Origin of the sequence: Oceanobacillus kimchii X50 (assembly GCF_000340475.1) — a bacterium.
Taxonomy (GTDB): Bacteria; Bacillota; Bacilli; order Bacillales; family Amphibacillaceae; genus Oceanobacillus; species Oceanobacillus kimchii.
The window spans coordinates 2,710,878-2,727,192 of record NZ_CM001792.1 but is presented as its reverse complement, the minus strand read 5'-3'; the positions used below and the strand labels follow the sequence as shown (position 1 = coordinate 2,727,192).

Annotated in this window: 13 protein-coding genes and 1 riboswitch; of the genes, 8 read left to right on the top strand and 5 right to left on the bottom strand. The window is 35.9% G+C overall.

Features of this window, described 5'->3' with window-relative positions:
* The first annotated feature begins 9 nt into the window (after positions 1-9).
* The 4 genes from mbcS (at position 10) to C794_RS14240 (ending at position 4,910) form a co-directional block, all read left to right on the top strand.
* Entirely contained in the window at positions 10-1,602 is a 1,593-nt protein-coding gene (gene mbcS, locus C794_RS14255; protein ID WP_017797824.1) for an acyl-CoA synthetase MbcS, read from the top strand.
* Between the two features lie 379 nt (positions 1,603-1,981).
* Positions 1,982-2,935, top strand: coding sequence for a dipeptidase (locus tag C794_RS14250; RefSeq protein ID WP_017797823.1), 954 nt, complete (start codon positions 1,982-1,984; stop codon positions 2,933-2,935).
* A gap of 59 nt (positions 2,936-2,994) precedes the next feature.
* The gene (locus C794_RS14245) at positions 2,995-3,303 is read left to right on the top strand and encodes a hypothetical protein (RefSeq protein WP_017797822.1); all 309 of its coding nucleotides are present in this window, start codon (positions 2,995-2,997) and stop codon (positions 3,301-3,303) included.
* A gap of 127 nt (positions 3,304-3,430) precedes the next feature.
* A riboswitch (SAM riboswitch) is annotated at positions 3,431-3,537 on the top strand.
* 77 nt (positions 3,538-3,614) lie between these two features.
* Positions 3,615-4,910, top strand: a complete 1,296-nt coding sequence (locus C794_RS14240) for an O-acetylhomoserine aminocarboxypropyltransferase/cysteine synthase family protein (protein WP_017797821.1) — start codon at positions 3,615-3,617, stop codon at positions 4,908-4,910.
* A 179-nt stretch (positions 4,911-5,089) separates the two neighbouring features.
* Here the strand turns inward: C794_RS14240 and C794_RS14230 are convergent, their stop codons facing one another.
* Together C794_RS14230 and C794_RS14225 are read right to left on the bottom strand one after the other, a co-directional pair.
* Entirely contained in the window at positions 5,090-5,956 is an 867-nt protein-coding gene (locus C794_RS14230) for a YitT family protein (RefSeq protein WP_017797819.1), read from the bottom strand.
* Between the two features lie 77 nt (positions 5,957-6,033).
* The gene (locus tag C794_RS14225) at positions 6,034-6,513 is read right to left on the bottom strand and encodes an SRPBCC family protein (RefSeq protein ID WP_017797818.1); all 480 of its coding nucleotides are present in this window, start codon (positions 6,511-6,513) and stop codon (positions 6,034-6,036) included.
* Positions 6,514-6,721: 208 nt separating this feature from the next.
* Here C794_RS14225 and C794_RS14220 point away from each other — a divergent pair, with 208 nt between their 5' ends.
* A complete protein-coding gene (locus C794_RS14220) occupies positions 6,722-6,931 on the top strand; it encodes an alpha/beta-type small acid-soluble spore protein (protein WP_017797817.1) in 210 nt (69 codons plus the stop codon).
* A 378-nt stretch (positions 6,932-7,309) separates the two neighbouring features.
* On the top strand, positions 7,310-8,224 hold the full coding sequence (locus C794_RS14210) for an aldo/keto reductase (protein ID WP_017797815.1): 915 nt from the start codon (positions 7,310-7,312) through the stop codon (positions 8,222-8,224).
* 325 nt (positions 8,225-8,549) lie between these two features.
* On the opposite strand, the gene C794_RS14205 is transcribed toward C794_RS14210, so the two are convergent.
* On the bottom strand, positions 8,550-9,644 hold the full coding sequence (locus tag C794_RS14205; protein ID WP_017797814.1) for a branched-chain amino acid aminotransferase: 1,095 nt from the start codon (positions 9,642-9,644) through the stop codon (positions 8,550-8,552).
* A gap of 146 nt (positions 9,645-9,790) precedes the next feature.
* Here C794_RS14205 and C794_RS14200 point away from each other — a divergent pair, with 146 nt between their 5' ends.
* Positions 9,791-10,570 carry an HAD family hydrolase gene (locus C794_RS14200; protein ID WP_017797813.1) on the top strand — a complete coding sequence of 260 codons (780 nt, stop codon included), beginning with the start codon at positions 9,791-9,793 and terminating at the stop codon, positions 10,568-10,570.
* A 176-nt stretch (positions 10,571-10,746) separates the two neighbouring features.
* Here C794_RS14200 and serA read toward each other — a convergent pair whose 3' ends face one another.
* Together serA and C794_RS14190 are read right to left on the bottom strand one after the other, a co-directional pair.
* A complete protein-coding gene (serA, locus tag C794_RS14195) occupies positions 10,747-12,333 on the bottom strand; it encodes a phosphoglycerate dehydrogenase (RefSeq protein WP_017797812.1) in 1,587 nt (528 codons plus the stop codon).
* A 3-nt stretch (positions 12,334-12,336) separates the two neighbouring features.
* On the bottom strand, positions 12,337-13,494 hold the full coding sequence (locus tag C794_RS14190; protein ID WP_017797811.1) for a pyridoxal-phosphate-dependent aminotransferase family protein: 1,158 nt from the start codon (positions 13,492-13,494) through the stop codon (positions 12,337-12,339).
* Between the two features lie 219 nt (positions 13,495-13,713).
* Between C794_RS14190 and ilvD the strand changes: the two genes are divergently transcribed.
* Positions 13,714-15,399: a dihydroxy-acid dehydratase gene (gene ilvD / locus C794_RS14185; RefSeq protein ID WP_017797810.1), complete on the top strand. Its 1,686-nt coding sequence runs from the start codon at positions 13,714-13,716 to the stop codon at positions 15,397-15,399.
* Positions 15,400-16,315: the final 916 nt, after the last annotated feature.

Below are 16,315 nucleotides of genomic sequence, written 5' to 3'. Positions count from 1 at the left end.
AAATAATTGATGAAGCAATCTGATTTAATTGCACCAGAGCAGTACAATATTATAAATGATTTTGAGAAATATGCAGAAGATCAAACGAGAATTGCAGTGAAATGGGAAGACGAAAAAGGTGAATCTAAACAGATAACGTACAAACAATTATTTGATAATGCCAACAAAATAGGGAACTTATTTCTAGAAAATGGATTATCAAAAGGTGATAAGATTCTTGTCATGCTTCCGAGATTGATGGAAACCTATGAAATTTATCTTGCAGCACTAAAGACAGGAATTATTATTATTCCCAGTTCTGAAATGTTTCGATCAAAGGATTTACAATATCGTATAACTCATGGTGAAGTGAAGGGTGTTGTAAGTTATTCAGCGTACACTAGCGAATTCCAAAATGTAGGGGAATTTCATGATTTAATAAAGTTTTCTGTTGGGGAGGAGAAATCTGAATGGTTGTCTTTAGATTATTTGAAACAAACAGCTTCTTCCAAATTAGAGACTACGATTACTAAAAAAGATGATATTGCTTTCTTACCTTATACATCAGGAACAACGGGTAATCCAAAAGCAGTTATGCATACACATGGCTGGGGCTATGCTCATATGCAAACGGCGCCAGAACATTGGCTTAGTATAGAAGAGGGAGATACAGTATGGGCAACAGCTGCTCCAGGATGGCAAAAATGGGTGTGGAGTCCATTCTTATCCGTGTTATATAAGGGTGGTACTGCTCTCGTTTATCAGGGGAAATTCGAGCCAAAGAGGTATCTTGAAATCCTTGAAAGACATCAAGTAAATGTATTTTGTTGTACACCAACTGAATATCGTTTAATGGCAAAACTGGAAAATTTATCTGAATACCAGTTAGATGCTTTACACAGTGCAGTATCTGCGGGGGAACCATTGAATCGAGAAGTGATTGAGCGTTTTCGCAACCATTTTAATGTTACCGTACGTGATGGATATGGACAAACAGAGAATACATTATTACTTGGATTTTTAAAAGGAATGGAAGTAAGGCCAGGATCAATGGGGAAACCAACACCGGGCAATAACGTACTGGTAATTGATGAAGACGGAAATCCGGTTAAAAATGGAATAGTAGGAGATATTGCTATACCGCTAGATACGCCTGCTCTGTTTATCGGATATTATAAGGATGAAGAACGCACAATGAAATCACGACGCGGGGATTATTATGTAACTGGTGATCAAGCGCGAATTGATGAAGATGGATATTTCTGGTTTGAAGGAAGAAGTGATGATATTATCATTACTTCGGGATATACGATCGGACCCTTTGAGGTAGAAGATGCATTAGTTAAGCACTCCTTGGTTAAAGAGTGTGCTGTTGTAGCAAGTCCGGATGTGGAAAGAGGAAATGTTGTTAAAGCATTTATTATTTTACAAGAAGATATAATTGGAAATGATGCAGTAGTAAAAGAATTACAAGATCATGTGAAAAATAGTGTTGCTCCATACAAATATCCTAGGAAAATAGAATTTGTATCTGAATTACCGAAAACTACCTCAGGTAAAATACGGAGAGTGGAACTAAGACAGAAAGAAAAACAAAACGTGATGGATGATATTAAGCGTTAGAATAGATTAGAGTTGCCTGAATTTATGAAAATGAATTCGGGTTTTTTACTTGAATCAATTTCATAATCAAGATATTGTGTGTGAAACTCGAATAATGCTCTGTTTGATTTCATTGCAGACGAACGCTTTTTAACAGGCACGGCCTCAGCTAACTTGAAAAGAAGAACACTTTTTAAGTGGATCTTCAGCTCGTGCAATTCCTGCAGGAGTCACCATCTTTCATTCCAATCAAAGCCAGGTTTTTGCTAGAATCCGAAAATTAATATCTACTCTCAGTAATTATTTATATAACTTGGTAATTATGAAATTGATTCATCTTACAAAGTCAATAATATAGGTGGTTTTTAATGTATTGTATATGTAAAGGAGGGTGAAAGTAATGAGATTTATCGACACACATTGTGATGCACTTCTTAAATTGCAGATGGCAAAAAGGGGCTTTCAACAACCAAAAAGGGTATTGAATTTTGAAAATGATCATGAACTAAATACAAATTTAGAAAGATTGCAGCAAGGTGGGGTACAAGTACAGTTCTTTGCTGTTTTCATACATCCAGATGTACCGACAAATGAGCAATGGCAACATGCTTTAGAACAAATAGATTTGTTTTATTCGGAGATTATTGAGAAACATCCGCAAATAAAACATATTAAACAATGGGATGAAATTAACAATCTTAAAGAACATCAAATTGGTGCAGTCCTAACGTTAGAAGGAGCAGAAGCAATAGGTAATGACTTGGTGAAATTGAGATATCTATATCGTTTAGGAGTTCTTTCGATTGGGTTAACATGGAATCATGCTAATTTATGTGCAGACGGTGCGGAGGAACCACGAGGTGGTGGATTAACAAGATTAGGTAAGTCGGTTGTTGAAATGAACAATAACCACATGGTCTTTACGGATGTTTCTCATTTAACCGTAGAAGGCTTTTGGGATGTAATGAAAAGTGCAAAATATCCTTTTGCTTCACATTCTAATGTTCGCGCAATTTGCGATCATCCAAGAAATTTATATGATGATCAAATTAAGGCGTTGATTGATTGCAACGGACAAATACAGCTTGCGTTGTATCCACCATTTCTTGTAAAAAATGCAGAGTCTGCTAAACTAACGGATCTTTTTCATCATATAGATCATATATGTGCGTTAGGTGGTGAGAAACACATTGGATTTGGATCAGATTTTGATGGTATTTCATATTTTATTGAAGGACTCGAGGATGCTTCTAAGTATGAGTTATTGCGAGATGAGTTACAAAAGCATTATTCTGAGCATTTAGTAAGAGGATTTATATATCAAAACTTTATTAATCATTTACCTCATGTATAAGAAGCTTTGATTTTTCTAATACTAGCCATTAGAAATGAAAAGAATGGCAGGTGCTTTCCATGTTACGATTCCTCGTTTTAACACTGGTATTATTATTTAGTATTAATCATATAGAGACTTCTGCTGAGCCTTTGGAATTGGATACTCCAAAGAATACGATACATGAATGGAAAGAAATCGAAAATCATGTAGAAAAAATACATGTAGATACTCATTATATTGAATATCGTCGAAATTTTATTAAAGAAACAAGACCTTGTAAAATTTATCATCATATACGTACTATTGTTTACTATTGTGAGATACATGGACATACAAAAGTAGAAACGGTTTTAGAAAAGATTGAACATAGTGAAGATCATTCATAATAAATGATAAAAGTGATGCGTTGGTTGACATACTACTTTCATATCACACTAAGATTAATACGAAAAAATTTATTGACATTTCGTACATTTTGCATTATTATTCTACCAATAACTTTATATATGTTTTTTCTTATCATGAGAGGTGGAGGGATATGGCCCTAAGAAACCTCGGCAACAGGTTCTTCATAGGATACTGTGCCAATTCCATCAAGCGAGTCGCTTGGAAGATAAGAATAGAATGACTTTTTAGTTGCTAACCTCTATTCTTATTGCAGAATAGAGGTTTTTTGAATGAAGAGGGAGGAATAATATTGACTAATAAATCTGATGGAACTTTAAATTTTAATACGATTGCTCAACATGGAGGACAGGAGTTTGATAAGGAAACGAATGCTAGGGCGGTACCTATTTATCAAACTACATCCTATGGGTTCGAAAGTCCGGAACAAGCTGCGTCTCTTTTTCAAATGCAAGAAGCTGGCTACATTTATTCTCGTAATGCAAATCCAACAAACCGAGTTCTGGAAAAGCGCATAGCAGAATTAGAGGGAGGAATTGATGCATTTGCAGTTTCTTCTGGACAATCCGCTATTACCATTGCTTTATTAACACTTGCGAAAGTAGGCGATGAAATTGTGGCAACAAATGAGTTGTATGGTGGTACTTATAATCTATTTTCTGAGACGTTTAAACGCTTTGGTGTAACGGTCCGTTTTGTCGATGGCACAAACTTCTCGGAAATATCCTCATCCATTAATGAGAATACGAAGGCAATCTTTACGGAAACAATTGGTAATCCTGGATTGCAAATAGCTGATATCAAAGCGTTAAGCACTATAGCGCATAATCATGGAATACCTTTAGTCGTTGATTCTACATTTACTACTCCATATTTACAACGGCCATTTACATTTGGTGCAGATATTGTAGTCCATTCAACTACAAAGTTTATAGGAGGACATGGAACATCTATCGGTGGGATTATCGTTGATTCAGGGGAATTTAACTGGGCAAACGGAAATTTCCCTGAATTTACAACACCTAAAAGTTCTTTAAACAATCAATCTTATATCGAACTAAAAAATGCCAATGCATTTATTTCAAAAGCGCGATTTGAATTAGGACATGACATTGGGACAGCATTATCTCCGTTTAATGGGTGGTTATTTATTCAAGGATTAGAATCACTACCATTACGAATGAAGCAACACGTAATAAATACGAGACAAATTGCTACGTATTTAAGTGAACATGAAAGAGTAACCTGGGTAAATTACCCTGGATTATCAGGAAATCATCAATATGAACTTGCAAAAACCTATTTACCTCAAGGGGCCGGAGCGATTTTTACATTTGGAATAGAAGGAGGGCATGAAGCAGCGAAAACGTTTATTCAATCGTTAAATTTATTATCACACGTTGCAAATATTGGCGATTCGAAGACGCTGGTAATTCATCCTGCAAGTACGACACACGCAAGATTAACCCCAGAACAACAAAAAAGGACGGGTGTGACACCAGATCAGATTCGTATATCAGTTGGATTAGAAGATGTGGAGGATATAAAAAGCGATATTCATCAAGCTCTTCAAAAAAGTAGGGGGTAATTTGAGATGGCACGATCCGTAAGAACAGGTAATACGAATTCTTTTAACAAGAAGTGCACGAATACACTGAGAGGACATTCAATTATCGCTACCAGAATTAAGTTATTCAACGTTAAAAAACCAAGTAAGACAAAACCAGAACTACAATCTCTTGAATTGTAGTTCTGTATAATAAAACCTTATAATTTTTGTCCAGAATAACGATCGAGTGAAAATCCTTTTCCAAGAATTTCAGATGCATTTATAAATATGACAAAGGACTCTGGAGATTCAGTCTGTAAGAGTCTTTTTAATTTTACTGCTTCAGTTTGTTCTGCAACACAAAGTATCATGGTTTTATCAAGTTTGGAGTAACCACCTACGGAACGGATTTTTGTAAGTCCACGATCGATTCCATTTTGGATCAGTTTTTGAACGCCTTCTTCATCTTCGGTAATGATCATAATTAATTTAGTGGACGAAGTACGCAATTGTACGAAATCAATTGCTTTTCCAGAAATATAAATAGCCATTAGTGCAAATAAAGTAAGCTCGACACTAAATACAATAATGGAACCTATTACGACAAGTCCATCAACAATAAACTGGGAGTATCCGCTAGATATACCGGTGAACTTTTTAACAATCTGGGCAATTGCTGCTGTTCCACCAGTAGATCCATTTCCTTTATATACAATACCTAACCCTACACCAAGTAATAAACCACCATATAACGCACCCAAAAGTGGATTCGTCACTGTAACAGGTATTTCAGCACTTAAAAATATAATAAAAGGAACCCAGAATGTTCCAACCAATGTTTTGAAACTAAAGTCTTTTCCTAATGCAATCCAACCAATAATAAAAATTGGAATATTAATAACCAATTGTGTTAATGCAGGACTTAGTTCATATAATTCAAATAAAATTGTACTAATGCCAGAAATACCGCCTGCAGCAAGCCTTGCAGGTAAAAAGAAGATATTATAAGAAAGTCCTACAAGTGTTGCTCCGACAATAATATACAAATATTCTCTTATAACTTTGTTTTGTTTTAATTTATCCATGTAAACTGTATCCTTTCCCTCAAACATACCTCTTATACTGTATCACTGGAGGGGAAAGGAGTAAATACTATCTTTATTTATATTGGAATATTCACTCTCATGGAACGTTGTTGTTTATTTGGTGTTTTTATTTTTGTCGAAATTTTTTCCATGAAATCTTCTAATATTTTTGGGAGTAATTGCTTTACGACGGGATAAAGCATCGTACCTTTCCAGCCTTTTATTGTTAATTTCATATTTACAGAAACTATGGTGTCATTCTGATTAAATGATTTTACATGGAAGCTACCTTCACCAATACATTGTTCTTTTAAAGCATCAACCTTAAAAAGAATGGATGAAGGAGCTTTTATTTCTAAAATGCGTACATGGATGTGTGTGTCCTTTTTTAAAGAGCCAAATTCGCCATGTATTTTCCAAATCGATTCTTCATTAGATACGATTTGATGACTTTGATAGCCGGGAACAATTTCTACCCAATTGGACCAGTCTTCAATAAATTCCCAAACCTGTATACTATTACTGTTTAATTTAACTTCATGATAACACTTTACCATTTACTATTTCCTCCCAGTACTAAAAAATCGCACATGGGTAATGTATGAAATTAAATGTAGGATTAGAACGATAATTTTTCCTTTACTGTGAAAATAAGATAACAGTTAGGCTGGAAGTGTTTTCCGAGCATAAAAAAGATAAATTGACAAAAAATGATGAAAGAACAGTGTGTATAACTGCTGTTCAATTACACCGAGGAGTGATCATGTGGCTGACAGACGTAGAAATAAGTTGTTAGTACCGCAGGCAGATCGTGCATTAAACCAAATGAAAGAAGAAATCGCGAGTGAGATGCACGTTCAATTAGGTGCTGATACCACAGCACGGGAAAACGGATCGGTGGGTGGCGAGATGGTCAAAAGAATGATAAGCATTGCTGAAGATAGCATGGCTTATCGAAATGATGACCAGCACTAGATCGTCAATCTGAGTAACAGAACATTGATGATCTAAGAGGGCTGTGCTATTTAGCACGGTCCTTCTCTATCATAGGTTGAAAATTCGAATAGTAATTATATGGAGTGCATAGAGAAATTTGTTTATGTTCCCAGAAGTAAAAGAAATAAATCAAAAAAGTAAAATAAATCTCGATATATTTCCAAAGGTAAAGGTAACAAATCAAATAGGTAAAGTAAATTTCATATATGTTCCCAAAATAAAAGCAATCCAAAAGATAGGATAAATGCTTTTGGACTGTAGTTCTTTAATAATTCTCTTTCAAAAGACAGTTGCACGATTACTAAACATCACCTTAAATGCTCTATTAAATGATATAGTAGTTTTAGAGGTGATCAGATGAAAAAAATGGAATTAGGTAAAAGTGGATTAGAAGTACCTGCTATTGCTTTAGGTTGTATGAGTATGAACAAACTAACAAAAGCCGAAGTTGAAAGAGTTATTTCAAATTCAATAGAGCATGGTGTAAATTTCTTTGATCATGCAGATATTTATGGGAAAGGTAAATCGGAGGAAATTTTTGCAGAAGGTCTCCCTCGTGAAGTACGACGAGAAGATATCATCATTCAATCGAAAACAGGTATTAGAAATGGGTATTATGATTTTTCAAAACAACATATCATTAAATCAGCAGAGGAAAGTTTACAAAGATTGAATACGGATTATTTAGATGTATTTTTACTACATCGTCCAGATGCTCTAATGGAACCAGAAGAAGTAGCTGAAGCATTTTCAGCACTTCATGAAAGTGGCAAGGTGCGTTTCTTTGGTGTAAGTAATCATAATTCGATGCAAATTAAATTATTGGAAAAGTACTTAAAACAACCTATTCTAACGAATCAACTCCAATTAAGTCTTACTAATTCAGGATTGATGAATCAGGGACTTTTCGTAAATACGAACTTTGAGCAAGCATCAGATCGTGATGGTAGTATTTTAGACTATAGTCGTTTGAATGATATTACCATACAAGCGTGGTCACCCTTCCGTCATGGTTTCTTTGATGGGTTATTTGTTGATAGTGATGACTATCCAGAGTTAAATGCAGAACTACAACAGTTGGCGGATAAGTATGATGTAAGTAAGTCAGCAATTGCAGTAGCATGGATTTTACGCCATCCTGCAAATATACTAACAATTATTGGTACTATGACACCAATTCGTCTTACAAATATTGTAAAAGCATCGGAAATAGATTTAACTAGGCAAGAATGGTATGGATTATGGCAAGCTGCAGGTAATAAATTACTATAAAAGAGTAGAGGACATGATTATGTTGTTTATAAAATCACGTCTATTTAAAGATAATACTATTTTATAACATCATTACCACTCTATATTCGTAATATAGAATTAGAAGAAAGACAGAAAATCGGACAGGATGAGAAAAATGATGAGAAAGAAAGGAAGATTGAAGAAGTAGTAATGGATGCAGAAAAGCAATACAAAATTGAAACTTTTAGGGTAAGTAGAACAAGTCTATATGATAATTGTAACCAATATAGTATTAATGAACAAAATCCCCCTTTTGATACAATTATAAGGGGGATTTATCATATTAATATTTATTACGGTTTTTTCAATGTTTCACTGGACTCTTTGCTTCAATGCCTTGAACCCATTGGAATGGATCATCTAAATCGCCATATTGAATACCAGTAATTGTATCGTAAATGCGTTTAGAAAGTTCGCCGGTTTCACCATTATTGATAATCATATCTTTACCTTCCCAAGTAAGTTGACCGATTGGTGAAATAACAGCAGCTGTACCTGATCCAAAAGCTTCTTCTAGCTCGCCGTCTAAATAAGCTTGATATAAATCCTGAATTGAAATTCGTTTTTCAGATACAGGAACGCCCCAATGTTTTAATAGTTCAATAACAGAACTACGAGTCACTCCTGAAAGAATGCTTCCGTTCAATTGAGGAGTGAAAACTTCTCCATTAATTTTGAAGAAGACATTCATACTTCCAACTTCTTCAACATACTTTTTCTCAACACCATCTAACCAAAGAACTTGTGCAAACCCTTGTTTAGCTACAATTTCTTGTGCTTTTAGACTTGATGCATAGTTTCCACCAGTTTTTGCTTCACCAGTACCACCTTTCACCGTTCGTACATAGTGATCTTCAACAGCAATTTTGACCGGGTTTATTCCTTCTTTGTAATAAGCACCTACTGGAGATAAAATGACGATTAACTTATAACTCATCGATGGTGCTACCCCAATATAAGCCTCTGTTGAAATAATAAACGGACGAATATATAGGGATGTTCCTTCTGCGCTCGGAACCCAATCCTTATCGATGGAGATTAACTGTTTTATTGCTTTTAGTGTGAACTCTTCATCGATTTGCGGAATACATAGACGATCATTTGACCGATTTAAACGCTCTAGGTTTTTCTCCGCACGGAATAATTGAATATCTCCGCTATCGGTACGGAATGCCTTTAATCCTTCAAAAACAGATTGACCATAATGAAAAATCATTGAAGAAGGGTCAATCGTTAGTGGTTGATATGGTACAATACTCGCATTATGCCATCCCAAAGGATCAGAGTAATCCATGACAAACATATGATCCGTAAAAGATCTTCCAAAAATCAACTGATCGGACTGAGGTTTCTCTTTCTTTGTTTCACTTCGTTGTACGCGAATTGTTTGTTCTTCCATATCAAACGTCTCCCTTGCTGTTGGTAAATTTCTATTTATCATAAGACATAAAAAAGATTTTATCAAGCCTAAATTTTAAATTAATTATGTTAAATTAGTAATATATTGTTTATTAAAGAGAATTATTGGATAAGGGAGGATATATTTTGGTTAAAGCAATCATGTTTGATTTAGATGATACATTGCTGTGGGATAAAAAAAGTGTACAAGATGCATTTGATCTCACATGTCAAAAGGCAAATCAAGCTAAAGGTGTTGATGCTAAAAGTCTAGAGGATAGTGTAAGAAAGCATGCTCGAAACCTGTATGCATCATACGAAACCTATGAATTCACTAAAAAAATTGGTATAAATCCTTTTGAAGGTCTATGGGCTACGTTTGATGATAAAGGAAGCAGCTTTGAAAATTTAAAAGAAATTGCTCCGCATTATCAAAAAGAATCTTGGAATCAAGGCCTACGAGATTTTGGAATTGAAGATGAGAACTATGCAAATCAGCTTGCAAATGCTTTTCGTGAAAATAGAAAACAAACAGCCTGTGTATTTTCTGATGCAATAGAAGTACTGGAAAAGTTACAAAAGAAGTTACCACTGTTACTTTTGACAAATGGTTCGCCTAGCTTACAAAATCTAAAATTGGATTTATCGCCGGAATTAGTACCTTATTTTGAACATATTATTATTTCAGGTGATGTGGGTGTAGGTAAACCTGATACAGTGATATTTAATCTAGCATTATCAACACTAGAGTTACGGTCTCAAGATGTGTTGATGGTTGGAGATAATTTGCATACAGACATTATTGGAGCGAATCATCAAGGAATTCCTTCTGTATGGCTAAATCGATTTAATCAAAACAATGAAACGGATATTCAACCTACGTATGAAATAAAATCTTTAGACGAATTATTAACGCAAATTTTATAAATTCATCTGAATTAATGCAATATGTGTAGGAAGTAGATTTAATACTATAAAAAAAGAAAATGGGCGACTCCAGCGGAAACAGCACAAATTTAAAATCTACTTGGAAATAGCCAAGTTAGTTGAATCGTGTCCGCAAAAGGCGCCCATAGTTTCTTGGGAAATTAGGTTAAGACTATTTATAAATCAATCGCAGTAACGGATTTAATTTCATCTAGGCTTTCAATCTCGTTTAATGCTTCATCCGCTAGATGTCGATCTATGGTAAGAATCATAATAGCGTCACCACCAATATCTGATCGATCCACTTGCATCGTAGCAATATTAATATTATGTTTTGCGATGGTACTCCCCATTCTACCAATTACTCCTGGCTGGTCACGATGTTGGATAACGACCATATGACCTTCTGGTGTTATATCTACACGATATTCATCTACACGAACTAAGCGTGGACCTAATCCGTTTAATAATGTCCCTGCTGCTTTTCTAGTCCCAAACTTTCCTGAAACTTCGATTGTGATTAGGTTTGTAAACCCTTTTTTAGACGACGTTTTACTCTCACTAACTTCAATACCCTTTCGATCAGCTAGGAACAGTGCATTTACATCATTGATCCTACTTCCTAAGTAGCGCTTTAGAAGTCCTTTAACAGCGTTTCGCGTTAATGGTGCAATTTCGATATCCGCTAAATCACCAGCATACGTAATTTTCACTTCGCTTACCACTTCTTTTGTTAAATCCGTAATAAATGTACCAAGTTTTTCAGCGAGGTGGAAGTATGGTTCAATTTTATACATAATCTCGCTTGGAACTGATGGCATATTTACTGGGTTACGAACTGCTTTCCCTTGAGAGAACCGAAGTACATCATGACTAACATCGATAGCAACCACTTCTTGTGCTTCTACCGTACTTGCACCTAAGTGAGGTGTAGCAACCACTTCAGGTAGAGTTAATAACTTATGATCTGTAAAAGGTTCTTGTTCAAAGACATCAAGTGCAGCACCTGCTACTTTTCCTGACTGAATTGCATCGTATAATGCGTCTTCGTCGATAATTCCGCCACGAGCGCAATTAATAATTTGTACACCATCTTTCATTAGGTGAAAAGCATCTTTGTTAATCAAATGCTTTGTTTCCTTAAGCAGTGGTGTATGCACGGTGATAAAATCTCCTGCACGTAATACATCTTCTAGTGTCCCATATTGAACTCCCATCTGCTCTGCTTTTTCTTCTGTGAAGAATGGATCGTAGGCAATGACGTTCATTCGCTGACCTTTTGCTCGTGCAGCTACTTCAGCACCGATTCTTCCTAACCCGACAATACCTAAAGTCTTTTGCTTTAACTCAACGCCTACAAAACGTTTTCGATCCCATTGTTTTTGTTTTAACGCATGGTAAGCTTGTGGGATATTTCGTGATAAGGCCATAATCATTGCCATTGTATGCTCTGCTGCAGAATTTGTATTACCATTTGGAGCATTAACGACAATAACTCCATTCTCTGTAGCAGCGTCTAGATCTATATTATCGACACCAACACCAGCGCGACCTATAATTTTTAAATTACTCGCTTGTTCAATTAAGGAACGGGTAATTTGCGTCTGGCTTCGAACTAATATGGCATCAAAAGCATCAATTTGGTCTAATAATTCTTCTTCATTCCATCCCGGATTAATCACGAGTTCAATATTTTCAGCCTCTTGAAGTGGTTTGAGTCCATCTTCACTTAATGGGTCACTAATAAGTACTTGAAAAGCCATAATTTATCTTACCTCCTGCTGTATATAAATTTGCTGAGCTGCAGCTGTGCCTTGTCCTAATTCAATATTCTTTCCGATCAGTTGTAAACCAATTTCAATTAAACTGATTGTTTGCAAAGTATCTGCTGGGGAACAATATCCCATATGTCCTATCCGAAATATTTTTCCTTTTAGATGTTGCTGACCTCCTGCAAGTGATAGATTAAAATGTGATTTTAATGTTTGTCTGAGTTCTTCAGAATTAAAATCACTTGGTTGAACAGCAGTAACAGTCGGTGAAGCTGATTCGTCTGTGGTTAAAAGCGGAATATCTAATGCCTTAAAAGCCTCTCTCGTCATATCGCGTACAAGAAGATGTCGTCTAAACACATTACTTAATCCTTCTTGATCAATTAAGTTCAATACTTGATCCAAACCAAATAATAAAGACAAAGCAGGTGTAAATGGAGTAGAAGTATCCGCTAAGCTTTTTTTATAGGTTCGCATGTCAAGATAGAAACGCTGTTGTGGATTGTTCTCAATGACTTCCCAGGCACGTTCACTAGCACTGATAAACATTAGACCAGCTGGTAGCATAAATGCTTTTTGAGAACCAGTTACGAGGATATCTACTCCCCATTCATCCATTTTTGTTTCTACTCCAGCTACACATGAGACACCGTCTACAACCAATAAAGCATTAGATTTATGATGAATTACTTTCCCTAAAGCTTGAATAGGATTTAAAACTCCTGTAGAAGTTTCACAAAATGTTGCAAAAACTACACTAATTTCTGGATGATCTTGTAAATATGATTCTATGTAAGATGGATCAATTGGCTCTCCCCATGGTACATCAATTCGGTTTACATGTAAGTTATATGCGTTACAAATCTTTGTAAAGCGATCGCCAAATGCCCCAGTAACTATAACTAGTACATGGTCACCCGGTTTTGCAGCATTTGTAACTGCCATTTCCAGCCCTGCAGTACCACTGCCAGCAATTGGAATTACATCCTGTTTTGTGCCAAAAATTGGTTTTAATCTAGGTAATATACGTTGCAATAGTTCTTTTGTTTCCTTACCTCTGTGTCCAATCATCGTGCCATTCATAGCTTGTTGTACACTAGGTGGTATTGGACTTGGACCAGGTATACGAAGGAGGTGTTGGTCAGTAAGCATAATTATTACTCCTTTTTAATGCTGTAAATCAGCAAAGTATTTGATGTGTTGTTATCAATATAGCAATCTGAAAACCATTGTCAATATATTTCTGAAATTCAAAAACACAACGATAGTTTTAAGGTGCTTGATTATCAGAAAATAAATTAAAAAGACGAAATTCATTGAACTATAAAAATATTAGTCATATAATAGTCCGAAAAGAAGGGTGGAATATTTATGGGAAAAGATTTGCGGATAAAAAGTAAAGCATTTGACGGTACAATGCGAGCTCCAAATAGAGCGATGCTTCGTGCGGTCGGTGTAACAGATGAAGATTTTAAAAAGCCGATGATTGGTGTAGCGAGTACATGGGCAGAAGTAACCCCGTGTAACATACATTTAAATGATTTAGCTCTTCTTGCAAAAAAAGGAGTACGGCATTCTGATGCTGTTCCATTAATCTTTAATACGATAACAGTTTCAGATGGAATCTCCATGGGTACGCAAGGTATGAATTATTCTTTGCCAAGTAGAGATATCATTGCTGATTCTATCGAAACCGTTGTTGGAGCGGAAAATTTAGATGGATTAGTAGCAATTGGAGCATGCGACAAGAATATACCAGGGTGCTTAATTGCGATTGCTAATGCAGGGGTTCCGTCTGTATTCGTATACGGTGGCACCATTGCACCAGGAAATATTGATGGGAAAGATATAGATATTGTTTCTGTTTTTGAAGGTGTAGGACAACATAATGCAGGTACTATTGACGATGGTCAATTAAGAAGAGTAGAATGTCATGCTTGTCCAGGCGCAGGTGCATGTGGAGGAATGTATACTGCAAATACAATGGCATCTGCAGCGGAAGCTTTAGGAATCAGTTTACCTGGAAGCTCTTCTAACCCAGCTGAATCAGAAGAAAAGCGAGCCGATGTGGAGGCAGCTGGAGAAGCGATTAAGAATTTATTAGAAAAAGACATTTATCCAAAAGATATACTTACAAAAAAAGCTTTTGAAAATGCTATTACAGTCGTTATGGCATTGGGTGGTTCTACAAATGCGATTTTGCATTTACTTGCAGTTTCTCATGCAGCAGAAGTGGACTTAACGATTGATGATTTTAATCGTATTCAGAAAAAAGTTCCTCATTTAGCAGACTTAAAACCAAGCGGGCGTTTCGTTATGCAAGATCTTCATCGAGTTGGTGGGGTACAAGCAGTAATGAAATTGTTATATGAAAATGGTTACTTACATGGCGACTGTCTAACCGTAACAGGGAAGACTATCGCAGAAAATCTAGCAGAAGCTCCTAATCTTAAAGAAAACCAACAAGTGATTATGCCATTTGATAATCCAAAAAGAGAAGATGGTCCTCTGATTGTCTTAAAGGGAAATTTATCTCCAACGGGAGCAGTGGCGAAAGTATCTGGAGTTAAAGTGAAAAGACACACAGGTCCTGCGCGTGTTTTTAATACAGAAAAAGAGGCAACCCAAGCAATTTTGGATAACAAAATAAAAGAGGGAGATGTATTAGTTATTCGCTATGTTGGACCAAAAGGTGGTCCGGGAATGCCGGAGATGTTGTCTGTTTCTAGTATTCTTGTAGGTAAAGGAATGGGAGAATCGGTAGCTTTATTGACGGATGGTAGATTCTCTGGTGGTACACATGGACTTGTCGTGGGGCATATAAGTCCCGAAGCACAAGATGGTGGACCGATTGCATTCCTGCAAGAAGGGGATATGGTGACTATAGATTCTGATAAAAGAGAGATTTTCATGGACGTTTCAGCAGATGAAATTAAACTACGTCAAGGAAAATGGAAAGCCCCTGAACTACATAAGAAAGGGATTCTTGGAAAGTACGTGCATAATGTAACTTGCTCATCCAAAGGCGCGGTAACAGATTATTTACATCGAGACTAAACCAAAAGCTGTCAGTGAGGTCAAATCAGACTTCATTGGTAGCTTTTTTCTTTTGATTATTCAATATACTGATTGTTAAGTGCTGATTTGATTTTCATTACAGACGGACGCTTTCCGCAGCTACGGCTTCAGCTAACTTGAAAAGAAAAACACTTTTCAAGTGGATCTTCAGCTCGTACTATTCCTGCTGGAGTCGCCGTCTTCCATTACAATCAAAGCAATTATTTTTTATAACCCGAACATTAATTTTCAAATTGACAAATAAATTGTTTCTTTAATAATTGACATTCCACATTGAGTAATTTTTCTATCAAGAATGCAATTTTTTTCGTCCCTAATACCTAGAATCACTTATATGTAAGGTTTTCTGACATATATTCCATCTAACAAAGTCAGTTCTTTTTCACTTTATTACATAAATGTAATAAAAAACTCTATACCTAATCACGTTAATGATGTAAACGCATTCATAAAATCTGACAATCCGGAATAATTAAAAAACTTTCGAAAACCTATTGACGACATAAAAAAAACCAGATATGATTAACCGCAATATAACAATTAACTAACAAGAATAATTATTCTGACATCTGCATAATGTGAATTTAATATCGTTAATTCGTTGACGGGAATAAAGGATCAAAAGAGTTGCATTCACAGAGAGCTGGGGTTGCTGGAAGCCCAGAAATGTGCTTTGATCTGACATCGTCCCTGAGTGCCATATGGAACAGATTTTTCATGTTTAGCTGCTTCTTACAATAGCTAGACTTGAATAGTTTTTATCTAAGTAGATGTGGCCGGGTGCACATAAACGTGTACCTGTTATCCAACAGCTGATATGCAGCTGATGAGACAGGATTCGTGAGGATTCTGTGAAACTGGGTGGTACCGTGAAAAGAAGACTCTTTTCATCCCA